The organism is Streptomyces pilosus (genome assembly GCF_014649835.1).
GTDB lineage: Bacteria > Actinomycetota > Actinomycetes > Streptomycetales > Streptomycetaceae > Streptomyces > Streptomyces pilosus.
In genome coordinates this window covers 1-26,886 of record NZ_BMTU01000023.1, presented here as the reverse complement: position 1 = coordinate 26,886, position 26,886 = coordinate 1, and the positions used below count along the sequence as shown (strand labels likewise).

Sequence of the window (26,886 nt, the reverse complement as noted above, 5' to 3'; positions counted from 1 at the left end):
CGTCAGTTCCCGTCGTAGGAGTAGAAACCGCGGCCGCTCTTGATGCCGGTCCGGCCCTCGGTGACCATGCGGCGCAGGTGCGGGTGGGTGGCGAACTCGTCGGTCCCGTAGTGCTCGTGCAGGACCTCGAGGGTGCGCACGACGGTGTCGAGACCGATCAGGTCGGCGGTGCGCAGTGGCCCGGAGGTGTGCCCGAGGCAGCCCTTGAACAGCTCGTCGACCTGGTTCGGGGTGGCGACGCCGTCCGCGACGACGGCGGCCGCGAGGTTGACCACCGGCATCAGCACGCGGTTGATGACGAAGCCGGGGGCGTCGTTGACCACGACGGACTCCTTGCCCATGCGGGCCAGCAGGTCTTCGACGTCGGCCAGCGCACCGTCCGAGGTGGACGGGGCGCGGACGACCTCGACCATGGCGATGCGGTCGACCGGGTTCATGAAGTGCACGCCGACCACGCGGCCGGGGTCGGTGAGGCGCTCCGCCAACCGCGTGATGGGGATGGCGGAGGTGTTGGCGGCGATGGTCACGTCGGGAGCCAGCACCTTCTCCAGCAGCGGATACAGCTCGCGCTTGCCCGCTTCCGACTCGGTGGTGTTCTCCACCACGAATCCGGCGCCGGCCACGTCCGTCAGCTCGGAGCTGAAACGGATGTCCAGCGGGCGCGGTCCCAGGCCGCCCGTCAGCGCGGCCAGCCTCTCGTGCCGGCGTACGGCCGCGCGGGCCGCCTCCAGCGCGGTGGGGTCGGTGTCGACGAGGATGACGGCGCAGCCCGACGCCGCGGCGGCGTGGGCGACGCTGGAGCCGATGACGCCGGCTCCGATCACTCCGAGCGTGAGTGTGCTCATGACGCTGGGCTCCCGGGGTCGAAGGGTTCCGGTTCGTGGCCGGCTTCGTGCTCGGCGGTGGCGAGCCAGTTCTCGATCTCACGCGTCATGCCGCCGAGGGTCGCGGAGGCGAAGACGACGGAGGAGGGCACGGACCGTCCGGTGAGTTCCTTGAGACCGGCGATCAGGTGCACGCCCATCAGGGAGTCGCCGCCGAGGTGGAAGAAGTGGTCGTCGGGGTGCACCCGGCGCAGTCCCAGGAGGACCCGGAAGCGGTGGGCGAGGAACTGCCCGACGGTGGACCCTCCCTCCTCGTCCGGGGACGCGGGCGCCGGGGCGTCGAGCTCCGGCTCGGCCCGGCGCGTGGCGGCGGGCGTCGGCCAGGGGCCGGCGGGCGGCTCGGTGTCGGGCAGGTACCGGCGGCGCAGCAGGGCGCGCGGCGGCAGGACGGTTCGGCGCGCCGGGGCGCGGCGCAGGCGCGGCCAGTCGGCCTCGACCCCGTGGGTCCACAGTTCCCCCAGCGCTTCCAGCAGGATCTGCCGGTCGCCGGCGTTCTCGTAGGACTTCCGTACGGTGCGCACGCACACGGCGTCCGGGTCGGCCTGGGCGATCCAGGGGCGGGCGGTCCCCGGTCCCACCTCGACCAGGACCCGGTGCCGGGACAGGGCCAGTCCGGCTGCCGTGCGGAACCGCACCCGGCTCACCATGTGGTCGCGCCAGTAACCGGGGTCGGGCACCTCTCCGTCCAGCCACGCGCCGAGCACGCTCGAAGCGATGGGGATACGGGCCGGCGCCAGGTCGACGTGGTGCAGATCCTCGCCGAGCAGGTCGGCGGCGCCCGCCAGCTGGGGTGTGTGGAAGGGATGTGCGGCGTCCACGGGCAGTGTGGTGAACCCCTTGGCGCGCAGCCGGTCGGCCAGCGCCGACACGGCCTCCGGCCGGCCCGAGAACACGCAGTGGTTCGGCCCGTTCTCCGCCGCGATCCAGGTGTCCTGCACGGCGTGGTGCTCCACCTCCTCGGCGGCGGCGAGCACCCCGAGCATGGCGCCCGGCCCGGCCGTCCCGACCAGGTCGGCCCGGCGGGCGACGGCGGTCATCGCCTCCTCCGGTCCGAGGACCCCGGCCAGCACCGCCGCCACCCACTCCCCCAGGCTGTGGCCCAGCAGCGCGGCCGGGCGGACCCCGAGGTCCATGAGCGTGCGGGCCATGGCGTACTCCATGCAGAACAGTGCCAGGTGCACCTCACGCAGTTCCCGGGGCGCGGGTGCCGGGCCGCCGCGCCGCAGCAGGGCGCGCAGGTCCACGCGGTCGCCCCGCTGGTCCAAACGGGCCGGCTCGGTGGCGAACGACCGGCCCACGGCGCCGTCGGTCAGCGTGTCGGCCACGGCCACGACGGCCTGGAGGTGGCTCGCGAACAGCGGGTCGGTACGGGCCAGTTCGGCGCCCATGCCCGGGTAGTGACTGCCGATTCCCGGCAGCACGAAGACGACCTGCGGGGTGCCGCCGACGGCGTGCCCGCGCTGTCTGCGCAGCAGGTCACCGTCGAACGCCCCGGGGACCTCCTCCGGGGAGCGCACCACGGCGTACGCACGGTGGGTATGGCGGTGGCGCGCTGTCTGGGTCGTCCACGCCGCGTCGGCGAGCCGCGCGGGATTCCGGCCGAGGTGGTCGCGGAGAGCGGCCAGGTCGGCGTCGAGGGTGTCCGGGTGGTGGCTGGACACGAGCAGCAACTCGGCGTCGCCGGAGGGCGGTGTCTCCGGGGTGGGGGGCGCCTCCTCCAGCACCACGTGGCAGTTGGTGCCGCCCAGCCCGAAGGCGCTCACGCCGGCCCGCCGCGGCCGGCCGGGCGCCGCGGGCCAGTCCATGGCCTCTCCCAGCGGTCGCAGCGGGCCGGAGCCGGCCGCCAGGTCAGCGGGCAGCCGCTCGAAGTGCGGGGTGGCGACGAGGCGCCGGTGGCGCAGTGAGAGCACCGCCTTGGCGAAGCCGGCAAGGCCCGCCGCCTCCCGCAGGTGTCCGAGTCCGCCCTTGGCCGCCCCGACGTGGACGGGGTGGGGGGCGTCGGCGAACACCTCGGCCAGTGCCGACCACTCGGTGGAGTCCCCGATCCGGGTTCCGCTGCCGTGCGCCTCCACGTAGTCGATGTCCTCGGGTTCCAGTCCGGCCACGTCCAGGGCGGCTCGGATCACCTCGGCCTGTGCGGCGGCGTCGACCCCGGCGAAACCCGACTTGCCGGAGCCGTCGTTGTTCATGGCGCTGCCCCGCACCACGGCCCAGATCTCGTCGCCGTCGGCCACCGCGTCGGCCAGCCGCTTGAGGACGACGGCGCCGACCCCGTCGCCCGGTACGGACCCGCCCGCCGCCGCGTCGAAGGGGCGGCACACCCCGTGCGGGGAGCCGATACCGCCGAGCGGGGCGTCGTAGCCGCCGGGGGCGGGAACGCGGACCGAGGACACGGCGACCACGGCCAGGTCGCTGCCACGGCCGAGCAGGTCCTGCACGGCGAGGTGGACGGCGGTCAGCGCGGTGGAGCAGGCCGACTGCACGGTGACGGCGGCGCCCTGGAGGCCGAGCCGGTAGGCCACCCGGGTGGCGGCGTAGTCGCTGCGGTTGGCGACCTCCAGGGACTGGGCGTCCACACCGGGGCGGCCGGCCAGCGCGCTGCCGACCCACCGTTCGTAGTCGTTGTGGCCGACCCCGGCGTACACGCTGACCGCCGTCGTCCGGGCCCGGTCGACGTTGGCCGTGGTCAGCGCTTCGTCGACGGCTTCCAGCAGCAGACGCTGCTGCGGGTCGGTCAGCAGCGCCTCGGACGCGGCGATCCCGAAGCGGTCGCGGTCGAAGTGGCCGGGGCCCGGCACCGATCCGTAGGCGGGCACGAAGGTGGCGTCCCCGGCGGTGTCCCGCCGGGTGATGCTGTCCTCGCCGGCTTCGAGCAGGGACCAGTACCGCGCCACGGTGTCGCAGCCCGGTAGCCGTACGGACAGGCCGACGACGGCGACGGCGTCTTCGTGGTCGAGCTCGTACACCTCACATCACCTCCTTCGACGCGGTCGGCGGTCGGACGGCCGCCGGGCGGGTGGGCGGGCGGATTCCCCTGTGTCCAGCAGACGGGCGTAGCCACGCGGGGTGCCGGCGGCGAACACGTCCGCCAGCGCGAACTGCCGGCCCGCCGCGGTCTCCAGGGCGCCGCGCAGCAGCATCAGGCGCAGGGAGTCGCCGCCGAGGGCGAAGAAGTCGTCGTCGAGGCCGACCTCGTCGAGCCCCAGGACGCGGGCCGCGGCCTCGGCGGCCGTGCGCTGCGCGGGAGTCGCCGGTGCGACGTAGGGCACGTCGAGTTCCGGACGGCCGCGGGGCACGACCCGCAGCGCCTTCCGGTCGATCTTGCCGCTGCCCAGCAGGGGCAGTGCGGGCACCGAGGCCAGCCGCGCCGGCACCATGAAGTCCGGCAGCCGCCCGGCCAGGTACTCGCGCAGCCGCTGGACGGGGATCTCCTCCCCCGCGGGCACCACGTAGGCGACGAGGGTGGCCCCCTGGTCCGGGTCCGGAGCGCTGACGACGGCGGCGTCGGCGACGCCCGGGTGTCCCCGCAGCACGGTCTCGACCTCCGCCGGTTCCACCCGCTGACCGCGGACCTTGACCTGGTCGTCGATCCGGCCCAGATACTCCAGTTCGCCGGTGGGCAGATGGCGGGCGAGGTCCCCGGTGCGGAACACGACCGGGGGGTGACCGGGATCGTGCGGGTTGGGCAGGAACCGCTCGGCGGTCAGGTCCGGCTGGCCGAGGTAGCCGTCGGACAACCCGGGCCCGCCGGTCCGGATCTCACCGGGGATGCCGGGCGGCACCAGACGGCCCGCCGGGTCGCACAGGTACACGCGCATGTCGAGCGGGACACCGATGTTGGTGCCGGGGCCGCCGCTCCCGGGCGCGGCCGGGGCCGCGGTGCGGTGGCAGACGTAGTCGGCCTCGCTGAGCGTGTAGGTGTTGTGCACCTCGAAGCCCAGCGACCGCAGTTCGTCCTCCAGGTCCTCCCGGAGCGCCTCGCCGCCGACGAACACGTGCCGCAGCGCGGGCGCGGTACGGAACGCGGGCTGTGTCAGCAGGAGCCGCAGCATCGACGGCACGAAGCTGACGGTGGTGATGCCCTCGTCGTGGATGAGCCGGGCGAGGTAGTGGTCGTCCAGGTCGCGGCCGGGCTCGGCCAGCACCGCGGTGCCGCCGCCGGCCAGCGGGCGGACGAACTCCCTGAAACTGATGGGCGACTTGAGCAAGTGCCGTTCCGTCGGGCCGGGCCCGTAGAGGTCCTGTTCGAGCCGGATGCGGGAGGTGTGCATCCGGTGCGGGCGCACCACGGCTTTGGGGATGCCGCTGCTGCCCGAGGTGAAGAGGACGTAGGCCGTGGTGTCGGGCCGTGCGGTGTCGGGCGGCGGGCCGGACGGCTGGTCGAGGGCGAGCAGGGCCTCGACCTTCCGGGCCCGCGCGCCGACCGCGGTGTGGCCGCTGGCGGTGGTGAGCACGACCGCCGGGTCGGTGAGGTCCAGGATGTCCGCGACCCGCGGTGCGGGCAGCTGCGGGTCGAGGTAGACGAACGCGCCGCCCGCCTTCCAGATGCCCAGGACGGCGGTGAACAGGTCGAGGTCGCGCTCTCCGGTCAGCACCACGAGCTCTCCGGGTGCTCCGAGGTACGGGAGCAGGGCGTGCGCGAACCGGTCGGAGTCGGCGTCCAGTTGGCCGTAGGAGAGGTCGGTGTCGCCGTACCGCAGCGCGACGGCGTCCGGAGTATGGGCGCTCTGCTCGCGGAAGAGGCGGTGCAGGGTGGTGTCGGCGTGCGGGGTGTGCGGGGCGTTCCACGTCTCCAGCAGGAGCGTGCGCTCCGCCGGCAGCAACAGTTCCACGTCGCCTGCGGGCCGGTCCGGGTGTTCGGCGGTCTCGTGTGCGAGCAGGGACAGGTGTTCCGTGATCCGGTCGGCGCTGCCGGCGTCGAGCACGGCGGCGTCGTGCGCCAGGTGCAGCACGCCGCCGTCGGCGGAGAGCGTCCAGACCGGCCGGCGGAGCACGGCCGGCGGCATCTCGGCGGGGGCCGCAAGGACGGCCGCGTACGGTTCGCCCTCGGGGGGCGGCGCGGCGGGCCGCGCCCGCACGGCGTGGGCGAGTTCGCCCAGCGGGGTGGTCTCCTGGTCCGCGTCGCTGTCGTGGCACACGGCGGTGCGGCCGTCGTCGGCGACTCCGACGACGTCCCAGCCGACGCCGTAGCGGTGGAGCAGCAGACGGCTCAGGGCGGCCAGCCGGGCCACCCCGCCGGGTCCCCGCAGCAGGGCTGCGGCCGGAGCGCTCAGCTGTGCCGTGGCATGCCGGGGCTGCGGCTCGCCGCACTCGGGAACACGCTGCGGAAGGGTGATCATCACAGCCCCCCACCCGTCAGGGCCGCCGTGCCGGCCCGGCGGCGCAGTACGGAGCGGGCCGCCGCCATGCCGGTCGCGGCGCCGTAGGTGATGCCGATGATCTTCGAGGAGCTGTCGCCGACGAAGTACAGGCCGGGGACGGAGGACTCCAGGTCGTCGGAGAGCTCGATGTCGGGGAAGAGCCGCTCGACGACCGGGGCAGCGACGGTCGCCGTACCGGGGACGAGTCCCGGATGCAGGGCGTTGAGGCGCTCGACCATGGCGAGTACGTCGCGGACCAGCCACGGGGGCAGGCACTCACGCAGGTCGCCGTGGTGGTAGTTGATCAGGCTGGTGGCGAGCGGCCCCTCCGGGACCGGACGGCCCGCCAGTTGGTCCACGGTGGAGACGACGGGAAGCCCCCCGCCATGGTGGGCGACCCTGGCCGCGAACGCGGCGGCGTACTCGGTGCCGTCGGTCCCCTCCGGCAGGTCGACGGTGGTGAGCACCCCCAGGTTGGACTTGCTGGTGGGCTGGTTGAGGCAGTGCTGCCCGTCGAGGGCGACGGCGTCCAGGAAGCCGTACTGCATGACCCGGCCGCCCCCGCAGACGCAGAACGTCCGCACGGAGTGGCCCTCCTCGTTGAGGAAGGAGAGCTTCGGGTTGTGGCAGCCGTCCAGCAGGCGGGCCAGGTCCTCCCTGCGCGTCTCCAGGCGGACACCGAGATCGACGCGGCGGCTGGGCCGGTGGCGCACGCCGATCCGGTCGATCAGCTCGCGCACCCACGGCAGGCCGAGCTTGCCCACGCCCACCACGACGTCGTCGGCGCGAAGGACGGCCGGCCCGCCGGGAGTGGCCGCGCGTACCTCGAATCCGCCGCCGCGCAACGGCTCGATGTCCTCGGCGCGGTGGTGCAGCAGCACGCGGCCGCCGTTCTCCTCCAGTTCGGCCTTGAGGCGGGCGATGACGACCAGGGAGTCGTCCACGGTGACGCTCTGCGAGAGCGCGGTGTCGACGTGCTGGAAGACCGTGCCGAAGGAGGCGTCCCGATCGGCGTGGACGGGCTCGGCGGGCGGCAGGCCCAGTTCGTAGAACGTGCGGTACACCTCGGCGATCAGCTCCTCGGCGCGGTCGAACGAGCCGAGGGTGCGCTCCAGCCCGCTGTAGGAGCGGACCGTGCCGTCCGGCGCGGACTCGATCTTGGAGCGGGTGAGCGAGGAGATGTAGCCGAGGTTGGTGTCGAAGTGGAAGGCGGCCCCGCCCAGACCCGTCAGGCAGGTGCAGCGCGGGCACTGCAGGCGGAATTTCTCGGCGTCCCGCACGGACCGGCCGTCCATGCGGGCCACCAGGCGGGGGCACAGGCTCTCCCGCATGTCGCCGCCGGCCTCCAGCAGGGCGACGCGGCGGCCGGCCCGTAGCAGGGTCAGGGCCGCGAAGAGTCCGGCGGGGCCGCCGCCGATGACCACGGCGTCCGTGCGGAGCGGTGCGGTGTCGGTAGGGGTGTCAGACATGGGTGCTCCCGTCGACCGTGGGGCGCCTTTCGAGGTAGCGCTCGACGAACGTGCGGTAGAAGAGCCGGCTGGTGTCGCGGCCTTCGGCCTCGATGCGCTCGATCAGCCACTGGCAGGTGAACGGCAGCAGGTCGAGCACGCGGTCGGGCCGCTGGCCGGTGCGGGCACCGTAGTGGTCGAGGCCGCGGGCCAGCACGGAGCCGAACCAGTGGGCACCGCCGAAGACCTGGTCGTAGAGCCAGTCGAAGCCGCGCTCCTGGTAGTCGGGGAAGACCGCGAGCGCCGTCGTGACGAGGAGGTTGACGACGTCCATGGCAGCGATACCGGTGGTGCGGTAGTCCTCGAAGTCCAGCACCCTGGTGGTGCCGTCACGCGGGTCGCAGCGGACGTTCCACGGGCCGAGGTCGCCGTGGGTCGGCGCGAGCAGCGCCGAGCGCAGCGCCTCGTCGGCGTACCGGACGCCGAACTCCGGCGTGCGGACGTAGTGGGCGGCCGTCTCCAGCGCCAGTTCCGGCGTGGCGGGGACCGCGGGACCCGAGCGGTGCAGTTCGACGACGCGGTCCACGGCCGGACGCAGTATCCGCCACAGGCCGTCGGGGGTGTCCGCGGCCTCGGCGGCGGTGGGCAGGTCGACGCCGGGCAGGTAGCTCATGGTGAACCCGCCCGCCAGCGCGTCGAGCGGAACCGGGCAGCCCAGGGGCGACGGCTGCCTGAAGGAGCGCAGGACCTCCAGCTCGCCGGCGAGCTTGGGGTCGCTGTGCGACAGCGGGATCTTGGCCACCGCCACGGCCTCGCCGTCGATGTCGAGACGGACGAACGTGCGGCGGCGGGACTTGCGGGCGCTCGCGGGCGTCCAGGTGCTGGTCTCCACGCGCTCCGGCGACACCTCGGCCTGCCCGGTGCGTTCCAGGTGGGCGGCCAGCATGAGCCGGGTGATCTCGTCGGTGTCGACGGTGCGCTCCGCGAGGTCGGCGGCGGTCACGACGTCCTCCCGGTGGGAACGAGGCGGTCACCGATGTGCTCCAGCAGGCCGGCCGGGGTGGGGCCGTCGAGGAGTTCGCCCAGTTCGTCGACGGCGGCGGCGCGTTCCTCGTCCGTCAGCTGCCGGTAGTCGGCCAGCCGCTTGCTCAGGTAGTCGGCGAACGAGCGGTACTCGGCCTCGTCCGCGAGGAGTTCGCGGGTGAGCCGGTCCAGCGCCCGCGTCCCGCCCAGGTCGTCCTCCGGCACTTCGAACCGGGTGCCGAGGTCGATGAGGCTCGCCGCGTGGTCGGCGATCGCCGTGCCGCGCAGGGACCGCAGGTTGGTGACGTGCCCGTAGTGCTGTTCGGGCAGCAGGAGGGGGAGCCTGCGCAGGATGACCGCCTCGTGCAGGGAGGTGAGGCTGGGCGGCACCGCGTACAGCGGGGCGTGGGCCAGGTGTCGCAGGAAGTCCTTGTGCGGCAGCATGGTGTACTCGATCCGGACGTCCCCGTGCGTCTCCGTCACCGGTTCGCGGAACGCACCGCAGCAGACCAGGATGCGGCGCAACTCCGGCTGCGCCGTAGCGAGTTCGGTGACCCACCGGCGCAGCAGGTCGAGATAGGCGTTGTGCGACTCGTAGTCCAGGAAGAAGTTCTGGAAGCCGCCCAGGTTGATCAGCAGGTCGGGAGGGTCGTCCGGTGGGGGCGCGGACAGCGCGGACTCCAGGGCGTCCCGATCCACGATGGGACCGCACAGCTGGAGGTGGCTCGCGCCCGCCCTGGTCAGGGAGTCGATGCGGGCCGGCACGCCGGGGAAGTTCTGCGCGTACGACCTGGTGGCCAGCAGATGGGCCACGAGGATGCGCTCGTGCGGCGTCAGCATGTCGAAGACGAACCGCGCGGTCTCGTCGTCGGACCAGCGGACGAGCTGGGCGCGGGCGGCCAGGTCCTCGATGGTGCGTTCGGTGGACCAGAAGCTCAGCAGACTGTCGAAGAACAGCACCGGCACCTCGGCGCGCACCGCCCAGAACACCAGTTCCGCGTCCATCACGCTGACCACCACGTCAGCCTCGGCCAAGCCGGCCGCGACGTCCTGGTACCGCTGCGTGTCCCCCTCGTCGATGCGGGTGAAGCGGTGCACGTGGCGCCGCGCGAAGTCCAGCGCTACGTCGCGGCCCGTGAAGTCGATCGTGGCGCCCTTGAACAGCGGTATGAGGGCGGCCAGTTTGGAGATGGGGCCGAAGCCGCAGGCCTGGGCGCTGGAGAAGATCCTCATCGTCACGCTTCCCTCGTCTTCCGGTTGAGGTGGCTCAGTACGGCGGACCGGATGCTTCGGCCATCGACGCCGTAGAAACGGAGAAGGTCCTGGTGGGCGGCGACCGGGGGGTACCGGTGGTCGGTGTGCAGGCTGATCAGCGCCGGCCCACGGCTGCCGAGCGCCTCCGCCGTGCACGGGCCGAGGCCGCCCGGCGGCAGGGACTCCGCCACGGTCACGACCAGCGGCCGACGGCCGACGAGCTCCCGGACCGCGGCGGCGGGAAAGGGGCGCAGGGCGGTCACCGAGGCGACGGCCGCCGCCACGCCGTCCGCTGCCAGCCCGTCGGCGGCGTCCAGCGCCTCGGCCACGCACCGTCCGGCCGCCAGGATCAGGACGTCGTCGCCGTCCCGCAGCAGCCGGGGTCGGCGCGGGTCACCCTCCGAAGCCACCGGCGACAGCACGGGATCAGGGCGCGCCGACAACCGTACGTAGGCCGGTCCGGGGGTGCCGGCCAGCACCGTCCGCACCACGCGGACGGCGTCGGCGGCGTCGGCAGGGCAGTACACCTCCATGCCGGGCATGGCCGACATCAGGGTGATGTCGTCCGTGGCGTGGTGGGTGGGGCCGAGCGGGCCGTAGCCGAGGCCACCGCCCACGCCGAGCAGGACCACGGGCAGGCCGGGCACGCACACGTCCAGCCGGATCTGCTCGTAGGCCCGGCGTACCAGGAACGGCGCCATGGCGGCGGCCACCGGGCGCAGGCCGGCGCGGGCCAGGCCCGCGGCGACGCCGACCATGTTGGCCTCGGCGATGCCCACGTCCACGTAGCGGCGTGGGTCCCGCTCGATGACCTGGCCGAACAGGGCCCGTCCGTCCGCGCCCACGGTGATCAGGCCGGGGTCCGCGGCCACGGCGTCGGCCAGTACCGGGGCGAGCGCGGCGCGCATGCTCAGCGGTGCGGCGGATGCGGGCCGTGGCGCGATGGATGGTGTGGTCATGGCGTTCTCCTCACGCCTTCGCGGTCAGTGCGGCGACGGCGGTGTGGTGCTGGGCGGCGTCCAGCTCTCCCATGTGCCAGGCGGGGTCACCCTCCGCGAAGGGGACGCCCTTGCCCTTGGTGGTGTGGGCGATCAGCACCGCCGGCCCGGGCCCGGCTGCCAGCGCGGTGACGGCCTCGGCGACGGCCGCGACGTCGTGGCCGTCGCTCTCACCGACCCGCCAGCCGAAGGCGCGCCACTTGTCCGCCAGGGGTTCCAGCGCGCAGACGTCTTCCGTGTCGCCCTCCTGCTGGAGGCGGTTGCGGTCGACGACGGCCACGAGGTTGCCGAGCTGGTGGTGGGCGGCGAACTGGGCCGCCTCCCAGTTGCTGCCCTCGTCGAGTTCGCCGTCGCCCGTGACCACGTAGACCCGGCGGTCGCTGCCCGCGAGCCGCGCGCCCAGCGCCAGTCCGCTCGCCAGGGACAGGCCGTGGCCCAGCGCCCCGGTGGCCGCCTCGACCCCGGGGATGCCGTCCGACGGGTGCCCCGGGAGGTCGTCCAGTTCGGCGGTCAGCACGCCCAGTTCGGCGAGCACGGCGTACAGGCCGTAGGCGCCGTGGCCCTTGCTGAGGACGAGCAGGTCACGGCCGGGCCAGTCGGGGCGGGCCGGGTCGTGACGCAGGACCCGGGTGTAGAGCGCGGCCAGCACGTCGATCAGGGAAAGCGCGGGACCCAGGTGGATGGCCTTGCGAGCCGCCAGTTCGACGACGCGGAGTCGGGCCCGCCTGGCCAGTTCGTCCGCGTTCGACATAAGGAGAACTCCTCGCGAGAACGGGGTCGGAATGTGCCGGATAAACGCAGGGGGGAGCCGTTCGGATTACGGGAACAGGAAAGCCGCCACAGGTTCCGTGCGGAATGCCGTGGGTCAGCTCTCGGGGTCCGAAAGGAACGTGCCACATTTTTGTAGCAGACCGGATCGCCCGGTCGCCAGCGATGTAAATGCGCTCTAAACGTCGACCTATACCTCATCTAAAGGAAGCATTGCCGGCGCCCTGAAAACGTGGACAGCCCCTGGCCACCGTGTTTCCATGGGTCACGGCGTCGATGATCACCACAGGTCCGATGCGAATCGATCGGCATGTGCCAGGAATTGAGTCACGTCCTCTGTCCCGGTCCTTCTGGAAAGGAACATCCATGTCTGCTGGCTACGGGCGGCTGATCTGGCGCGACGGCGTCTTCATGCCGTGGGAGGAGGCCACCGTCCACATCTCTTCGGTGGGACATGCCTCGGTCTCGGCGGCGTTCGAAGGCGTCCACGCCTACTGGAGCAGTACGCGGGAGATGCTCCACGGCTTCCGGTTGCGCGAGCACATGCAGCGTCTGCTCGACTCGCTGCGGATGAGCTGGATGGAGTCCGCGTTCGACGCGGACGCGCTCGTCGGCGCGACGGTCGAACTCCTGGCGTCCTGGCAGGCTCCGGGCAAGGACCTGCACATTCGCCCTTGGGGCTTCGCCGCCGGAACGCACCGCCAGCAGATGGTGCCGCGCGGCACCCCGGCCGAGATCGCCATCGAGACCTGGGAGTTCGAGAGCAAACTGGGCCAGGGCCGTACCTGCACGCTCGCGGTCAGCTCGTGGCCCCGTTTCCACCCCGGTGCCTCACCGGCGTCGATGAAGGTGTTCTCCAACTACCACAACGGCCGGCTCGGCAACATCGACGCCCTCGCACGCGGGGCCGACTGGCCGGTCTTTCTCAACGCCAGTGGCCACATCACCGAGTCGTCGGGGGCGTGCATCGCCCTGGTCAAACGCGGTCGACTGATCACCCCTCCCCTGTCCGACGGGGTGCTGGACAGCATCACCCGGCGCACCCTCGTCCAGCTGGCCCGGGAAGAGCTCGGTCTCGACGTGGAGACCAGGCCGGTCGAGCGCACCGAGCTGTACCTCGCCGACGAGGTCTTCCTCATGGGCACCTCGGCCGAAGTGCTGCCCGCCGTCGAGGTGGACGGCTTTCCCGTCGGCGACGGCAGGACGGCGGGCGAGATCACGCGGGCCATCGAGTCCCGCTACCACGACACCGTACGCGCCGTGACCGGCGACCACGACGAATGGCTGACCCCGGTGCACCTCGACCGGGCGGCCGGCGCACCGTCACCCCCGTCCCTCACTGCTTCGAGCCATGCGAGGAGTACCGCATGAGGCCTCTCGTCCATGCCGTCGTCGGCTGCGGCCGTGTCGCCCCCAACCACGTCGACGGCTTCTCCGCCCTGCCCCACGTGGAGTTGCGCTGGGCCTGCGACCGCGATGCGACCGCCGCGCAGTCGCTGGCTCGTGAGTACGGCCTGCCGCGCGTCACGACGGACGTCGGCGAGGTGCTCGCCGACCCCGAGGTGGACAGCGTCTCCGTCGTGACCGGACACGCCACGCACCACGGGCTGGTCGCGGCGGCGCTCGAAGCGGGCAAGCACGTGCTCGTGGAGAAGCCTCTCGCCCTGAGCGTCGAGGACGGCATGGCCCTGACGTCGCTCGCCGAGCGCACCGGACGGGTCCTGTCGGTCGTCTCCCAGCACCGCTACGACCGCGTCGTCACCGCCGTCCGGGACTGGCTCGGGGCCGGCTTGCTCGGCAGTCTCGTCTCGGGCGTGGTCAGCCTCCAGTGCGGCCGCGACGACGCGTACTACGCGGGCAGCGACTGGCGCGGCACCTACGCGGGTGAGGGCGGCTCGGCCATGGTCAACCAGGGCTATCACGCGCTCGACGTGACCCGCTGGCTGACCGGGGGGCTCGCGGTGGTCGGCGCGGCCGCCGGACACACGGCTCCGCGGGGCGGCATGGAGACCGAGGACACCCTCGCGGCGCTGCTGCGCGGCCCGCAGGGCGCGCTCGTGACCTACCAGGTCACCGTGGCCGGCAGCATCACCTGGCGCACCCGCGTGGAACTCGTCGGCACCCGGGGGTCGGTGCTCTTCGACCTCGACCACCCCGGAACCCTGCACCTGGCGGACGGCAACGAGGAACTGCGCGCGGCAGCGGCAGCGCTCACCTCGGCGGAGGTGGAGCAGGCCCCGCCCGGCATCGGCTACTACGGCATCTCCCACCGCTCGCAGATCGCGGACTTCGCGGCGGCCGTACGCGACGGGCACCGGATGGTCGCCGACGACCGGGCCGGACTGGACACCCTGATCCTGCTCCAGGACATCTACCGCGCGGCCCGGCACGAGGCGGCCGTACCCGCGCTGTCCGCGCCGGCGGGCTGAGCCGGCCCGCCCGGCGGTGGACGCCGGCCGGCAGCCGGCGTCCACCGCCGGGCCGACCGCGAGCACGCGCGGACGAACGAGGCGAAGCACATGCCCGGAAGCGAGTGAAGGGGAGATCGAGACGTGCTGAACGACGTCACCGACGCCACGCGTCGGTTCATCACACTGCTGACCGCCGACGAGCTCGAACTCGCGGTGCGCCCGGTCACCGACGACGGTATCCGGCACCGCTGGGGGTACGCACCCGGCCCACGCCCCGGCCTGGCGCTCGGCGATCTCGGGCGGGACCAGCGCAAGGCGGTGCACGGCATGCTCGCCACGGTACTCAGCCCTCACACCTACGCGCAGGCCGCGACCGTCATGGCGCTGGAGGACGTCCTCGACCGCCAGGAGGGCGGGCACCGCGACCGCCACAGCGGCGACTACTGGACGGTCCTCTTCGGCACCCCGGACGGCGACGAGCCGTGGGGGTGGCGGATCGAAGGCCACCACCTGTCGGTGAACCTCGTCGTCGCCGACGGCCGCGTCTCGGTGACGCCGTTCTTCCTCGGCGCGAACCCGGCCCGCGTCACCTACCGCAGCCGCGTCGTCAGCCAGCCGTTGCAGCTCGAGGAGGAACTCGCCCGCGAACTCCTCGAACGCATGGGCCCCGCCGCCCGCCGCCTCGCCGTCGTGTCGGACCTGACGCCACAGGACATCCGCAGCAGCAACTCCCCGCGCCTCGTCCCCCCGGAACCGGTCGGCGTGACACCGGCTCAACTCGACAAGCCCGCCGGTGAGCTGCTGACCGACCTCGTCCGCCTCTACCTCGACCGGCTCAGGCACGAACTCGCCGACCACGAGTTCGCGCAGATCGACCAGGAACGCCTGCACTTCTCCTGGGAGGGCTCGGTGCGCCGCGGAGACGGCCACTACTACCGCATCCAGGGCCCGCACCTGCTCATCGAGTACGACAACACCTTCAACGAGGCCAACCACATCCACTCCGTCTGGCGCCGCCCCGCGCACGACTTCGGCGAAAGCCTCCTCGCCGCGGGCTGCGACGCGTCTCGGCACGCCGCGGCCCCCGGGAACGTCCGCACCGACTGACGAGCCCGCAGCCGGAGGGCATGCGCCTGCTGCCCCCACCGGCCGGGTCGCCACCGCACGAGAGGAAACCGATGGAAGTCCGCTTGGACGGCCGCACCGCCGTGATCACAGGTGCCAGCAAGGGGCTCGGGCTCGCGATGGCCCAGGAGTTCGCCGCCTCCGGCGCCGACGTGGCCCTCCTGGCCCGCCGTCCCGGCACCCTCGCCGAAGCCAAGGCAGTGGTCTCGGCCGGTGCCCGCGGACGGGTCGAGACCTTCAGCTGCGACGTCTCCGAGGCCGCGAGCATCCAGGAAGCCCACGACGCGGTGGTCGGCGCGTTCGGACGGATCGACATCCTGGTCAACAACGCCGGCCAGACCCGGTCCATGCCGTCGGACCAGATCACCGATGACATCTGGCAGGAGGACCTGGACCTGAAGCTCTTCGCGGCGATCCGCTTCGCCCGGCTCGTCTGGCCCGGCATGAAGCAGCGGAGATGGGGCCGGATCATCAACGTGCTCAACACCGGGGCCAAGACACCGCAGGCCAACGGCGCCCCCACGGTGGTGTCCCGAGCAGCCGGCATGGCGCTGACGAAGGTCCTCGCGGGTGAGGGCGCCCCGCACGGCATCCTGGTCAACGCGCTGCTCGCCGGGCGGATCGTGTCGGACCAGATCGTGCGACGCTACGAAGCCGAGGAAACGGACCTGTCGTTCGAGGACTACGTCGCCAGGGCCGGGACCGACATCCCGGTCGGCCGCATGGGCAGGGCCGAGGAGTTCGCCGCCATGGCCTGCTTCCTGTGCTCGGACCGGGCGGCATTCACGACCGGCACGGCGATCAACATGGACGGTGGCGCCTCGCCCGTGGTCTGACACCGCCGGATCGCCGACCGGGACGTACGTACCGGCCCCGCTGGTCGCCCTCACCGCCACGTCGGCGCGGAGGCCAGAGGGCCGGCCCGCGCCCGCTGTGCCGGCCCGTGCCGCGAACGTCCCCAGCGAATCGAGTGGCACGCCCCGGGCGCGGGCGTCCTCATGCCAGCGACAGCAACCGACGCAGAGCGTCCGGGCTGCCCCCGCTGTGCTTGTGCAGTGCGAGCGCCGCCTCCGCGTCGACCTCCGCGTCGACGTGCGTGGCCACCAGCGCGGCGACCGCCTGCTCGGAGAGGCCGCCCAGCCGCAGGGTCAACGTACGGGCGCTGCTCAGCAGATGGTCCAGTGCGGTGGGAGGCGTGCCGTCGGACGCCGGGTCCGGGTCGGCGCTGGTCACCAGCACGCCGAGCGGCACCTCGGGCAAGCGGCACGTGAGCAGGTACAGCAGGCTCAAGGAGGGGTGGTCGGCCTCCTGGAGGTCGTCCAGCACCAGCAGGAACGGCTTCTGCCGGGCCAGGGCCACAAGGATCGCGCACACCGCGTCCTCGACCAGGAAGGGCGCCCGAAGGAGCGGTTGCACGTCCTGCGCCGCCGTGTCCGACGGCGCGTCGGACAACAGGCCGCTGAGCAGACGGCTGTAGCGAGCGCTGACCGCGCCGAACTCCTCGGGGCGCGTGCGGGAGAGCTCCCGCAGTATCCGCGCCCATACCCCGTACGCCGGACCGTCCTGGTCGCGGCAGGAGACGCTGACCACTTCCTGCCCGGCGTCCCGCACGCCACGCGTGACCTCGACCGTCAACTCGGTCTTGCCGATCCCGGACCGACCCGTCACCGCGACCAGACCGCCCTCGCCGGAGAGGGCGGCGTCCGCCCAGGCGCCGAGAACGGCCAGCTCGTAGGTGCGGCCGACGAATGGTAACGATGTCAAGGTGCGGGGCACCTCGGGAGCCCGCGGAACGGCGATGCCGTACGTGACGCCCGCGGTGTCCAGGAACGCGACCCGGGGCGTGCCGAGCCCAGCGGGAGCCGGCCCGGTCCGCGCCGTCGTGTCCTTGTGGTCGCCGTCCGCGGGGGCCTCGGGCTGCGGGGAGGCCGTCCCGCCGGTCCGGTCCTCGCCCGTGATCACGTCCGTACGCGTGGCGGAGCGGTCGCCGAACGGCAGCTCCTGGCGCAGGATGGCGGCGTGGATCCGCTGGAGGTCGGCGCCGGCGTCCACACCCAGCTCCTCCGCCAGCTGCGCCCGCGTCCGCTCGAACAGCCACAGGGCGTCGGCCTGTCGGCCCAGCCGGTACAGAGCGGTCATCAGATACCCGATCAGGCACTCACGCGTCGGGTAGCGCTGGGCCTCGGGATGGAGCCGCGCCACGACGGTGTCGTTCTCACCGAGAGCGAGGGACGCCTCGGCGTGCAGCTCCACAGCGGTCAGCCGCGCTTGCTCCAACCGGGCGCTCTCCTCGGCCATCGGCGCGTAGTCGACCAGATCCAGGTAGGCGGTGCCCCGCCATGACTTCAGGGCGTCGCTGAGCCGGTCCTGCGCCATCCGGTGGTCCCCGGCCGCCAGGTCGCGCCGCGCTTGGAGCAGCAGGGACTCGAACCGGTAGGCGTCGACCTGGTCCGGGTCGAGGGCGAGGACATAGCCGGGCGCCTGGTAGCGCACCAGCATGGACGGTCCTTCCGGCCCGGCGCCGCTGCTGAGCGCGCGGCGGATGTGGGAGATGTAGGTGTGCAGGGCTGCAGTCGGGCGTCGGGGAGGACGGTCGCCCCACAGCTCCTCGATGAGTTGGGGCACGGGGACGACCTGGTTCAGCCGGACCGTCAAGAGGCCCAGAAGCGCCCGGTGGCGCGGGGGTCCCAGCGACAGCTCCCGTGCCCCGTGTAAGGCGGTCATCGTTCCGAAAACCCGCATCCGTAAGCCCTGGTGGGAACGTGTACGCAGTTGCTCACTCATGCCTCTCCCGCTGGCGCCGAGTCGCTATGGCGTCCTGCTACCCTCCCGGTCAGTCTTTATCCGTTCACTCACGCGTCTTAGGTGTTCTCCCGACATCTGATGACACAGGACTGACGTTCCATCAAACGGGGTAGATACAATCGCAGTTGTTCCCTTCTGCCTCCGCTTGGACATCTCGGCATGCCCTCTGCTCCCGGGCCCTTATCCACACGGGCGACGCCGGCCGGCTACCGGTGGTTCCTGACCGGCTGGGGCGCCACCGCATTTGGCAGCGGTCTGGTACTCCCCCTCATCGTGGCCTACTTGAGAGAGACGCTGCGCGTGTCCACCTCGGGCGTCTCCCTCTACTTCGCCCTGTTCGCGCTCTCCGGGCTCGTGGTCAACCCGTTCGCCGCCTGGATCGGCCGCGTCCGGGGCCCTGGCCCGACCGCCGTCGCCGCCACGGTCTTCCAGGCCGCGGGCGCCACCTGGCTCACGACGGCGGACGCGATGGCGGCCACGGTTCCCGCCGCTTGCCTGTCGGGTGCGGGCACGGGCATCTACTACGCGGTCCAGACCCCGTTGCTGACCAAGACGTTCGGGGACGCCGCGCTCAGCCGTGTCCTGTCCGGGCAGCACCGCGTGTCCGCGCTGATGATGACGGCCGGTGCTCTGCTGGGCGGCCAGGCCGTCCAGTGGCTCGGTACCGATGGCTACACCCTGTGCCTCGCGGCCAACGCCGCCAGCTACCTCGCGTACGGAGTGGTTCTCGTCCATTTCGGGCGGACCCGGGCGGAGCTGCGGGGTACGGCGTCCGGCACCGCCGGGGCCGAAGCCGCCCCCGCGCGGGGCAGGCGCTTCGCCGCCCTGCGCGATCCGGTGTTCCTGCGCCTGCTGGTGCTCCAGTCGGTCTTCGTGATCTTCGGGCTCGGCCAGTTCGAGTCCGTCGTACCCGCCGTGATGCGCGACGCGCACTTCTCCGTGGTGGCGATCAGCGTCGTCATCGCGTGCAACACCGCCGGGATCATCGCTTTCCAAGGGCTCGCGCTGCGTGTCGTCGAACGTGTCGGCTACACCGGCGCCCTGTGCGTGGCCGTCCTGTCCTGGATGGTGGCGCTGGCCTTCCAGACCGGCGCCCTCCTGGTTCCCGCGCCGCGCGGACAACTGCTACTGGGCGTCCTGTACGGCCTCGTCTTCGCCGTCGGGCAGTGCCTCATCGCCCCCAGCGTCCAGCCACTCGTCACCCGCACCGCTCCGCCCGGGGCGGTGGAGAGCTACGCCGCCGCCACATCGCTCGCGCACGGCCTCGGTATGTTCGTCGCGCCTCTGCTGCTGTTCCCCGTCGTCGAGAGCGGAGGGACCGGAACCTACCTCTGCGTCCAACTCCTCGGCTACGGCCTGGCCCTGTACGTCCTGTGGTCGTTCCAGACCCGGACCGCCACCCCGCGCGGAGACGTCGTCCAGCCCACCGACAAGACGAACGCATCGCAGTAGGAGGTCATCTCGTCGGATGCCGGCCGTTCGTCGGCCGACATCGGGAGGTGCTGCAATGTCACACGGCCTGGAGAGAAGGCTGAGCTGTTGGGGCCGGTCATGTCTCGACCAGGCGGTGGAGCTTGCCCCCCCACCCGGGCCCGGCTCCACTCGGTGAACCGTCGGTGCGCGGTCGGTTGCGGACCACGCTGTGGATGCCGTCCTTCGCTTTGATGTCCGTGCACCACCTGCACATCTCTCAGCGGATGAAGCGGACAAGCCCGGTCCTCAGTGCACACGAATGACGAAATCCCATCCTGACCCGAACCTCGGCCCGACCCGACCCAGTCCAGAACCGCCGCTGTCGCTCACGCAACTGGCATACGACCGAGAAATCGCTAAGGGCGGACCTGCGGAACCACGGCGGTCAACGCCCCTTCCGGTCTTACCTCCCCACGCCGACCTGACGCCGACCTGGCCCAACACATCTCATAAGGTATCGGGCATATAAGATCAAACCCGACACGATATGTCCGTGAACATCGACCTGCCTCCAGGGCGTCACGGTGAAACGAGTACTGCGGCGCCGTCAGCCGTCCTCGGCATCCCGGCCGCTGATGGCGGCGGCGCTCCGCGGTTCGACCACGGCCGCACCGACGGCCCGTGTCACCGAAGGCGACTTCCCCGTCGTTGATCTGCAGGTAGTGCTCGCACCCCTGCCACCGGCGCCGGCCGGAACCACCCCACCACTTCACCAGGTAAAACCTGGGCACTGCCACCCGACGATCGTGGAGTACCGACGGGATCGAGGACGGACGTGCCGCCTTCCTGCAGGCGGTGGTGCTCGGCCGGTATCGAGTCGACGTCGTGCGGTGCTCCTGACCGGAGTCTGCTGCACCCGCGCTCGGACGGCACGTACGACAAGCTCCCCATAGTGACCGGACGCCGGTCTGGGTGCTGCAGCTCAGACAGACTGAGTAACAGAGCGCTCCCCCGCGTCCCGCCCCGGCGGCTTTGATCAACAGCATGAAGTCGAAGATCGTGATCCCCGTGCTCGGTGTCGCCCTGGTGGCTCTCCTCGGGCTGACGGCCAAGGCATGCCAGACGATGCACGGCGGGCCCATTCACGGCATCGAGGAGCTCCGTGACCATGTCCGGGCTACCACCCGGGCCGGCGAGGATGCATACCGCGCGCTGTCCCCGGCACCAACCGAGGAGCCGTACGCATCCCAGGAGGGCAGTACCTCGTGCGTGGACGACTTCGGCTTCGACGACACCGGCGTCAGCCGGGACCAGCCGATCTTCACCTGGGAGGTGGACTTCGCCGGCGACGACGACTACCGCGCGGCGCTGGCGTCCCTTCGAGCCACTTGGCGTGAGGAGGGCCGCACCGTCGAGAAGGTCGACAACGGCATCGCCGCCACCCTCGACGACGGCATCCGGGTAACCCTTCACCTCAACTCGTACACCGGCGAGGCCGAACTGCGCGCCGAGGGCACATGTATGCGCTATATGCACAATTACAGCGATGCATACACCTACATGCACGACAACAACGGAGACGGGACGATCGACGCATACGAGCAGCCGAACTAAAGGGACCCCGTGTCGTCCGGGGTGGTGATACAAGCTCCCCCAGTCGAAGACCGACAGCCGGCAGCTTGAAACGTGGCTGACGAGTTCGTCCGGACGAAGGCTGGCCGCGCTGGTCATGCTGGCCTATCTATGCTCAGGCCCATGGCACTGGAATGGGAACAGATCATCGTTGACTCCGCCGACCCCATCGCTCTCGGGCGCTGGTGGGCCAAGGCTCTCGGCTGGGTAGTGGTCGACGAATCCGAGGAGATCATCGAGATACGGCGCGAGCCGGACCAGATGCCGGGACTCCTTTTCGTACCTGTCCCTGAGGGCAAGACGTCGAAGAACCGGCTCCACCCCGACTTCCGCCCCAACGACCAGGAGGCCGAGGTCGCCCGGCTGCTCTCCCTCGGTGCCCGGCGCGCCGACACCGTGCAGGACGAGCAGCACTGGGTCACGCTTCTCGACCCGGAGGGCAACGAATTCTGCGTCCTGAGCGAGCGGAAGAGCTGAGGGCGGCGGCTGTCGAAGCAGATACCGGCCTCCCCGCCGAAATCGCCGTGGAGCGGCCGGGGCAGCGCACCGGGGGATGATCGCGTGACCGGCGCCCGTCGGCGACGCCTGCTCCCACGCAGGCGTTCCGCACCCTGGGCATGGTGCGCCTGCCTCTTCGATGGGCTGATCAGTTGATCGGAGATGCTCGTCCGATCAGTGATCACTAGGGCGACGTGGGATCCCGTGTGGGACCGTCCGCCCTTCCAGCCGTCTGCTGCCCCGCTCCGATCGGGGCAGCGACTACCCCTTTGTCGTCTACTTGACGACAAGAGGGGGCGCCCCCTATCTTTCGCTTGTCGTCATAGTGACGAGAATCGAGGAGGGTCCGCATGGCCGACATCACCCGACGCCTGGGCTGGCGCCACCTGCGCGGTGCTCCCACGGCACATGTGCGCCACCACCGTTCGGGCAAACTGGTGCACGACGGACCGGGGCTCAGCTTCTGGTTCCGCTCACTGAGCGCCGCGCTCTCCGAAGTGCCGGTCGACGACAGGGAGCTGGCCATGACCTTCCACGCCCGGACGGCTGACTTCCAGGACGTGACGGTGCAGGCCACGGTGACGTACCGGATCAGCGACCCTGCCGTAGCCTCCGCTCGCCTGGATTTCTCCATCGATCCGGACACGGGGGTCTGGCGTGGTGCACCGCTGGAGCAGCTCGGCACGCTGCTGACGGAAGCGGCGCAGCAGCACGCGTTGGACGTCCTCGCCCACACGTCGCTGGCGTCGGCGCTGACGGACGGTGTGACGGCGGTACGGGAACGGGTCGCAGTGGGACTGGCTGCCGAACCGCGGCTGCCGGCCACCGGTATCGAGGTCGTGGCCGTCCGGGTAGTCGCACTGCGCCCCGAACCGGAGGTGGAGCGTGCGTTGCGCACTCCCGCGCGTGAGCAGATACAGCAGGAGGCCGACCGGGCCACCTATGAGAGGCGGGCGGTGGCGGTCGAACGGGAGCGGACGATCGCGGAGAACGAGCTGTCAAGCAAGATCGAACTGGCCCGCCGCGAGGAGCAGCTGGTCGAGCAGCGGGGTACGAACACCCGGCGCGAGGCGGAGGAGAACGCGGCCGCGGACAAGGTACGGGCGGAGGCGGAGGCCACGCGTTCCGTGCGGCTCGCGGAGGCGGAGGCCACAGGCTCGGTGAAACTGGCCGAGGCTGAGGCGCAACGCACCGAGCGGCTGGCGCGGGCGGAGGCGGCGCGCACGGTCCAGCTCGCCCAAGCCGAGGCGGAAGCGGCGCGCGAGGTCGGCGAGGCGCGGGCGCAGGCGCAGGCGGCCTGGTTGCGCGTGCACGGCGAGGTGGATGTGGAGGTGCTGCACGCGCTCACCGGAACGAGGCTCGCGGAGAACCTTCCGCACATCGACAGCGTGACCGTCTCGCCGGACGTCGTGACCGGCCTGCTGTCGAGACTCGGTGGAGGGGACCGGGGATGAGCCTGCCCCCGCGGGCCGTACTGGTCCACCGCACCACGGAGTACGAGGAGTTGCTCTCCCGGCACGGCACGCACGGCCAGGCCGCCTTCTTCCTTTCCTCACGGGGCCGTGCCATCGACGAGATCGTCGAGCGTTACCGGCGTACGAGACGCGCTCTCGCTGAGGTGACAGCCGCCGTTCCGCTCGCTTGGCGCCAGACCCGAGTGGAGCGGGCGGACCTGGACCGGTTCCTGTTCGCCCCCGAGGACGTGGTGGTCGTCGTCGGCCAGGACGGACTGGTGGCGAACGTCAGCAAGTACCTGGCCGGCCAGCCGGTGGTGGGCATAGACCCCGAGCCGGGCCGTAACCCGGGCGTCCTGGTCCGCCACCGGCCCGCCGACGCGCGGAAGGCCCTGGCGGCGGCGCTCGCCTCCGGCGCCGGCACGACCGAGCTCACCATGGTCGAGGCCGTAGCCGACGACACCCAGCGGCTGTTGGCGCTCAACGAGATCTACCTGGGCGCCCCCAGCCACCAGACCTCCCGCTACCGTCTGAGCGTGGCCGGCGACCAGGGCGCCGTCGAGGCCCAGGCTTCCTCCGGAGTGCTGGTGGGCACCGGCACTGGGGCCACCGGCTGGATCCGATCGGTCTGGCAGGAGCGGGGCGGCTCCAGGGCGGACGACGCCCCGCGCTTGCCCGACCCCACGGAGAAGCGGCTGGTGTGGTTCGTCCGGGAGGCGTGGCCCTCCCCCACTACTGGCACCTCGCTGGTGGAGGGCGAGCTGGTGGAGGACGACCGTCTGACGCTCACCGTCGAGTCGGAGCGCCTCGTCGCCTTCGGCGACGGGATCGAGACGGACACGGTGGAGCTCACCTGGGGCCAGCAGGTCCGGATCGGGGTATGCCCACAGCGCCTCCGGCTGGTGGGGTGACCAGAGCGACGACCTCATCGCGCGGTGCAGGGCGGGGGGCGGGTCGGCGAGTACTGGTGCGACGACCGCTCCCGGCACCTGTCAACCGTCGGCCGCGCACCAACGCCGTGATCCCGCCCCGCACCCAACGACCGGACCGGCCGAGCCGGTCGCCGACCGGGAAGCCGGGAAACGATGCGCGTGCCGCCGCCGTCCTGCTGCGCCGTGTCTCGGTCGCTCGGATTTGACCAAGGTTCCCGAAGCCTCCGCCCGAGTCCGGGCAAGGGCGACCCCAGCGCCCCGCCTGACGCGGCAGCCCACATCGGGGACTCGGCCGCAGGGCCAGGACCGCCCGCCGCCACTTCTCCGCTGACGGGCCCGCCCCGCCTGTCCGCCCCCGTTTTCGTAGGCGGCGGCTTACGGCGTCGACAGCGCGGAACCGTCGTCCTAAGGGCGCCGCGGCGGGACCCGGCCGTGAGCAGGGTGCGGTAGGTGCGGGATCGCGCCCCTCGGCTTCGTCCCGCCACCTTGTCAAGGGCTGAAGGCGCGCAGCATCGCGTCGACGAGCGAGTCCGTGTAGGCGGCGTCGAGTGGACCGCTGCGGTGCAGCCACCGCTGGAAGAGCGGTGCGTAGAGCACGTCGAGGGCGAGGTCCAGGTCAGCCTCGGCGCCTAGCTGACCTGCTTCCTGAGCGCTACGCAGGCGCGCCCTCTTCGCCTCCTCCAAAGGCTGAGCAAGGCGTGTGTGGTACTCGGCGGCGAGGGCCGGGTCGTGCGTGATCTCGGTGTTGAGAGCACGAATGAGTCGGTCGAAGGAAGGGTCCGCGAACTCCTCTGCTGTGGCGCGCATGACGAGCTTGAGGTCTGCGGCGAGGTCACCCGTGTCCGGCAGGGTGAGCGATTGTCCGTCCGGGTTCTCGCTCAGGGCCAGGAGGGCCGCGAAGACGACGGCGCTCTTCGAGGGCCAGCGGCGGTAGATCGTCTGTTTGCCGACGCCGGCGCGGGCCGCGATGGCTCCGACGGTGACCTCGCTGTACGGCTGTTCCGCAACGAGGGCCCGGGTGGCGGCGAAGATGGCCTGCCGCGATCGTTCCTTGCGCCGGGAGTGATCCGGCCCCGTGGGGTGGGACATGGGGCGAGCATACCTGGAAACTAAACGAGACGACTCGTATTGCGATCCTGGCGTGGCTCTCCTATCCTCTTGAAACGAAACGAGTCGACTCGTTTCGAATGAGGCAAGGGAGACAGCATGACCAAGGTGTGGTTCATCACCGGTGCGTCCCGTGGGCTCGGCCGGGCGTTCACCGAGGCCGCCCTGGCGGACGGCGACCGGGTGGTGGCCGCCGCCCGCAACGTAGACCCCATCGAGGACCTCACTGAAAAGCACCCAGGCCGGTTGGTTCCGCTGCGGTTGGATGTCTCCGACCGGCAGGGCGTCTTCAGGGCCGTGGAGCAGGCGGCAGCAGCCTTCGGAAGGCTCGACGTGGTCGTCAACAACGCCGGAGCGCTGCTTTACGGCATGGTGGAGGAAGCCACGGAGGAGCAGATCCGAGCGCACATGGATGTGAACTTCTTCGGCGCGGTGTGGGTGGCCCAGGCGGTCGTGCCTCACTTGCGCGCCCAGGGCGGGGGGCGCCTCCTGCAGGTCACCTCGATGGGCAGCGGCGGAGGTATGGCAACGGTCGGCTTCTACGGCGCGGGCAAGGCGGCGCTGGACTCGGTCAGCGAGGCGCTCGCCATGGAGGTCGAAGGGTTCGGCATCAAGGTCACCATCGTTCAGATGGGCGGCTACAACACCGGCCTGTTCACCGCCGGCACCACGAACACCGAACCCCGGGCGCCGTATCAGCACCTGCGTGCCGAGATGGAGGCGATGTGGGGCGACGCCGTCGCCCCCGAGCCGGAGACCGCCGCCCCGGTCCTCATGGAGTTGGCCCGGCTCGCCGACCCGCCCCGGCGCCTGATCGTCGGCAGCCAGTCCTTCGACCACGTACTGGAGATGGACCGGGTTCAAGCCGACCTGTACCGGTCCTGGGAGCACCTCAGCCGTCTGGCTCCGGGCTGATCGGCCCGGCAGGCGCCCCTGACGTGCCGGCATGCCTGGGCGACGGACAGGTCCGACGCCGGCAGCGCCACCCGTCGAGGAGAGCCGGTTGGCGCCCGCTCCACCAGGCCGCCCTGGCATCTGCTGTCACATCAGGGGAAATTCGACCTCTGGCCGGTCGGCCGCGGGACCGTCGAGCAGGGTGCGTGCCTTGCCGCGCAGGTGCGCGTCGAAGAAGGCGGCCGTGTAGTCGCGCGTCAGCGGCCATGAGCGCTCGCGCGAGAGCGGCGCCGCGGGATTCGAGAGGCCAAGCCGACTGGCCAGGACGGGCAGGTCCGTGAAGGTGAATTGCTCGGCTCCGGAGATCGTCAGCCGGCGCTTCCCCGGTCGATTTCGAACCAGACCACCTTGCCCGCGTTCAGCCGGGTCGCGCCCCAGCGCCGGGCCAGCCGGTTCACCAGGTACAGTCCGCGCCCTCCCTCGTCCGTGGCGCGTGCCTGCCGCAGCCGCGGCAGCTGCGGCACGTCGTCACCGACCTCGCAGCGCAGCACGTCCGTGCGCAGCAGTCGCAGCGTGACCGGCCGCGTGGCGTACCGCACCGCGTTCGTGACCACCTCGCTGACCAGCAGCTCCACGGAGTCGCTCAGCTCCTCCATGCCCCAGCGGGTCAGCGCCCGCCGGGCCAGGCGGCGGGCCCGGCCGGGGGCCGCGTCCTCCGGCTCCAGGAACCAGTACGCCACGTCGTTGGGCGCGATTCCGTCGAAGCGGGCGGCGAGCAGCGCGATGTCGTCGTCCCGGTCGCCCGGGCCGAGCATGTATAGCACCTCGTCGCACAGCGCCTCCAGCGGCGGCGGATGGTCCGCGCCGGTCAGCTGCGCGG

21 protein-coding genes are annotated in these 26,886 nt (G+C 71.8%); 10 read left to right on the top strand and 11 right to left on the bottom strand.

The window, feature by feature from the left end; all coding sequences use genetic code 11:
• Window positions 1–2: 2 nt before the first annotated feature.
• From IE118_RS32975 to IE118_RS32940, 8 genes are read right to left on the bottom strand one after another with little or no spacing between them, the layout of a single operon-like run.
• Entirely contained in the window at window positions 3–845 is an 843-nt protein-coding gene (locus IE118_RS32975; protein WP_189561781.1) for a 3-hydroxyacyl-CoA dehydrogenase family protein, read from the bottom strand.
• The gene (locus IE118_RS32970) at window positions 842–3,850 is read right to left on the bottom strand and encodes a type I polyketide synthase (protein ID WP_189561780.1); all 3,009 of its coding nucleotides are present in this window, start codon (window positions 3,848–3,850) and stop codon (window positions 842–844) included. The genes IE118_RS32975 and IE118_RS32970 overlap by 4 nt, the downstream gene beginning before the upstream one ends.
• 6 nt (window positions 3,851–3,856) lie before the next feature.
• Complete coding sequence (locus tag IE118_RS32965) at window positions 3,857–6,223, bottom strand: non-ribosomal peptide synthetase (protein ID WP_189561779.1); 2,367 nt, start codon at window positions 6,221–6,223, stop codon at window positions 3,857–3,859.
• Window positions 6,223–7,713 carry an FAD-binding protein gene (locus IE118_RS32960; protein ID WP_189561778.1) on the bottom strand — a complete coding sequence of 497 codons (1,491 nt, stop codon included), beginning with the start codon at window positions 7,711–7,713 and terminating at the stop codon, window positions 6,223–6,225. The genes IE118_RS32965 and IE118_RS32960 overlap by 1 nt, the downstream gene beginning before the upstream one ends.
• Window positions 7,706–8,695, bottom strand: coding sequence for an aminoglycoside phosphotransferase family protein (locus IE118_RS32955; protein ID WP_189561777.1), 990 nt, complete (start codon window positions 8,693–8,695; stop codon window positions 7,706–7,708). Before IE118_RS32955 ends, IE118_RS32960 begins: the two co-directional genes overlap by 8 nt.
• The gene (locus tag IE118_RS32950; protein WP_189561776.1) at window positions 8,692–9,948 is read right to left on the bottom strand and encodes a hypothetical protein; all 1,257 of its coding nucleotides are present in this window, start codon (window positions 9,946–9,948) and stop codon (window positions 8,692–8,694) included. Before IE118_RS32950 ends, IE118_RS32955 begins: the two co-directional genes overlap by 4 nt.
• A gap of 2 nt (window positions 9,949–9,950) precedes the next feature.
• The gene (locus IE118_RS32945; RefSeq protein WP_189561775.1) at window positions 9,951–10,928 is read right to left on the bottom strand and encodes a transketolase C-terminal domain-containing protein; all 978 of its coding nucleotides are present in this window, start codon (window positions 10,926–10,928) and stop codon (window positions 9,951–9,953) included.
• Between the two features lie 10 nt (window positions 10,929–10,938).
• The gene (locus IE118_RS32940) at window positions 10,939–11,718 is read right to left on the bottom strand and encodes a transketolase (protein ID WP_189561774.1); all 780 of its coding nucleotides are present in this window, start codon (window positions 11,716–11,718) and stop codon (window positions 10,939–10,941) included.
• 383 nt (window positions 11,719–12,101) lie between these two features.
• Here IE118_RS32940 and IE118_RS32935 point away from each other — a divergent pair, with 383 nt between their 5' ends.
• The 4 genes from IE118_RS32935 (at window position 12,102) to IE118_RS32920 (ending at window position 16,107) form a co-directional block, all read left to right on the top strand.
• On the top strand, window positions 12,102–13,106 hold the full coding sequence (locus tag IE118_RS32935) for an aminotransferase class IV (RefSeq protein ID WP_189561773.1): 1,005 nt from the start codon (window positions 12,102–12,104) through the stop codon (window positions 13,104–13,106).
• On the top strand, window positions 13,103–14,164 hold the full coding sequence (locus tag IE118_RS32930; RefSeq protein ID WP_189561772.1) for a Gfo/Idh/MocA family protein: 1,062 nt from the start codon (window positions 13,103–13,105) through the stop codon (window positions 14,162–14,164). The genes IE118_RS32935 and IE118_RS32930 overlap by 4 nt, the downstream gene beginning before the upstream one ends.
• Window positions 14,165–14,287: 123 nt before the next feature.
• The gene (locus IE118_RS32925) at window positions 14,288–15,253 is read left to right on the top strand and encodes a DUF3500 domain-containing protein (protein ID WP_189561771.1); all 966 of its coding nucleotides are present in this window, start codon (window positions 14,288–14,290) and stop codon (window positions 15,251–15,253) included.
• Between the two features lie 71 nt (window positions 15,254–15,324).
• On the top strand, window positions 15,325–16,107 hold the full coding sequence (locus tag IE118_RS32920) for an SDR family oxidoreductase (RefSeq protein WP_189561770.1): 783 nt from the start codon (window positions 15,325–15,327) through the stop codon (window positions 16,105–16,107).
• Window positions 16,108–16,267: 160 nt separating this feature from the next.
• Here IE118_RS32920 and IE118_RS32915 read toward each other — a convergent pair whose 3' ends face one another.
• Entirely contained in the window at window positions 16,268–17,995 is a 1,728-nt protein-coding gene (locus tag IE118_RS32915) for an ATP-binding protein (RefSeq protein WP_189561769.1), read from the bottom strand.
• A 240-nt stretch (window positions 17,996–18,235) separates the two neighbouring features.
• On the opposite strand from IE118_RS32915, the gene IE118_RS32910 reads away from it, so the two are divergent.
• The 5 genes from IE118_RS32910 (at window position 18,236) to IE118_RS32890 (ending at window position 23,984) form a co-directional block, all read left to right on the top strand.
• Entirely contained in the window at window positions 18,236–19,528 is a 1,293-nt protein-coding gene (locus IE118_RS32910) for an MFS transporter (RefSeq protein ID WP_268248991.1), read from the top strand.
• 1,005 nt (window positions 19,529–20,533) lie between these two features.
• Complete coding sequence (locus IE118_RS32905; protein WP_189561767.1) at window positions 20,534–21,103, top strand: hypothetical protein; 570 nt, start codon at window positions 20,534–20,536, stop codon at window positions 21,101–21,103.
• Window positions 21,104–21,244: 141 nt separating this feature from the next.
• The gene (locus tag IE118_RS32900; protein ID WP_221345336.1) at window positions 21,245–21,598 is read left to right on the top strand and encodes a VOC family protein; all 354 of its coding nucleotides are present in this window, start codon (window positions 21,245–21,247) and stop codon (window positions 21,596–21,598) included.
• 371 nt (window positions 21,599–21,969) lie between these two features.
• Complete coding sequence (locus IE118_RS32895) at window positions 21,970–23,073, top strand: SPFH domain-containing protein (protein ID WP_189561765.1); 1,104 nt, start codon at window positions 21,970–21,972, stop codon at window positions 23,071–23,073.
• Entirely contained in the window at window positions 23,070–23,984 is a 915-nt protein-coding gene (locus tag IE118_RS32890; RefSeq protein WP_189561764.1) for an NAD(+)/NADH kinase, read from the top strand. The genes IE118_RS32895 and IE118_RS32890 overlap by 4 nt, the downstream gene beginning before the upstream one ends.
• A 510-nt stretch (window positions 23,985–24,494) precedes the next feature.
• Here the strand turns inward: IE118_RS32890 and IE118_RS32885 are convergent.
• Window positions 24,495–25,094, bottom strand: coding sequence for a TetR/AcrR family transcriptional regulator (locus IE118_RS32885; protein ID WP_189561763.1), 600 nt, complete (start codon window positions 25,092–25,094; stop codon window positions 24,495–24,497).
• Between the two features lie 117 nt (window positions 25,095–25,211).
• On the opposite strand from IE118_RS32885, the gene IE118_RS32880 reads away from it, so the two are divergent.
• On the top strand, window positions 25,212–26,027 hold the full coding sequence (locus IE118_RS32880; RefSeq protein ID WP_189561762.1) for an SDR family NAD(P)-dependent oxidoreductase: 816 nt from the start codon (window positions 25,212–25,214) through the stop codon (window positions 26,025–26,027).
• Between the two features lie 347 nt (window positions 26,028–26,374).
• Here the strand turns inward: IE118_RS32880 and IE118_RS32875 are convergent.
• Window positions 26,375–26,886, bottom strand: a 512-nt coding sequence (locus IE118_RS32875) for an ATP-binding protein (protein WP_189561761.1), incomplete at its 5' end; no start/stop codon positions are given.

Bases quoted from the DNA above. Each gene is read 5' to 3' on its own strand.
- IE118_RS32940 (WP_189561774.1), bottom strand. From the start codon at position 11,718: ATGTCGAACGCGGACGAACTGGCCAGGCGGGCCCGACTCCGCGTCGTC.
- IE118_RS32950 (WP_189561776.1), bottom strand. From the start codon at position 9,948: ATGAGGATCTTCTCCAGCGCCCAGGCCTGCGGCTTCGGCCCCATCTCC.
- IE118_RS32935 (WP_189561773.1), top strand. From the start codon at position 12,102: ATGTCTGCTGGCTACGGGCGGCTGATCTGGCGCGACGGCGTCTTCATG.
- IE118_RS32895 (WP_189561765.1), top strand. From the start codon at position 21,970: ATGGCCGACATCACCCGACGCCTGGGCTGGCGCCACCTGCGCGGTGCT.
- IE118_RS32885 (WP_189561763.1), bottom strand. From the start codon at position 25,094: ATGTCCCACCCCACGGGGCCGGATCACTCCCGGCGCAAGGAACGATCG.
- IE118_RS32960 (WP_189561778.1), bottom strand. From the start codon at position 7,713: ATGTCTGACACCCCTACCGACACCGCACCGCTCCGCACGGACGCCGTG.
- IE118_RS32905 (WP_189561767.1), top strand. From the start codon at position 20,534: ATGAAGTCGAAGATCGTGATCCCCGTGCTCGGTGTCGCCCTGGTGGCT.
- IE118_RS32965 (WP_189561779.1), bottom strand. From the start codon at position 6,223: ATGATCACCCTTCCGCAGCGTGTTCCCGAGTGCGGCGAGCCGCAGCCC.
- IE118_RS32900 (WP_221345336.1), top strand. From the start codon at position 21,245: ATGGCACTGGAATGGGAACAGATCATCGTTGACTCCGCCGACCCCATC.
- IE118_RS32975 (WP_189561781.1), bottom strand. From the start codon at position 845: ATGAGCACACTCACGCTCGGAGTGATCGGAGCCGGCGTCATCGGCTCC.
- IE118_RS32920 (WP_189561770.1), top strand. From the start codon at position 15,325: ATGGAAGTCCGCTTGGACGGCCGCACCGCCGTGATCACAGGTGCCAGC.
- IE118_RS32915 (WP_189561769.1), bottom strand. From the start codon at position 17,995: ATGACCGCCTTACACGGGGCACGGGAGCTGTCGCTGGGACCCCCGCGC.
- IE118_RS32930 (WP_189561772.1), top strand. From the start codon at position 13,103: ATGAGGCCTCTCGTCCATGCCGTCGTCGGCTGCGGCCGTGTCGCCCCC.
- IE118_RS32880 (WP_189561762.1), top strand. From the start codon at position 25,212: ATGACCAAGGTGTGGTTCATCACCGGTGCGTCCCGTGGGCTCGGCCGG.
- IE118_RS32890 (WP_189561764.1), top strand. From the start codon at position 23,070: ATGAGCCTGCCCCCGCGGGCCGTACTGGTCCACCGCACCACGGAGTAC.
- IE118_RS32910 (WP_268248991.1), top strand. From the start codon at position 18,236: ATGCCCTCTGCTCCCGGGCCCTTATCCACACGGGCGACGCCGGCCGGC.
- IE118_RS32945 (WP_189561775.1), bottom strand. From the start codon at position 10,928: ATGACCACACCATCCATCGCGCCACGGCCCGCATCCGCCGCACCGCTG.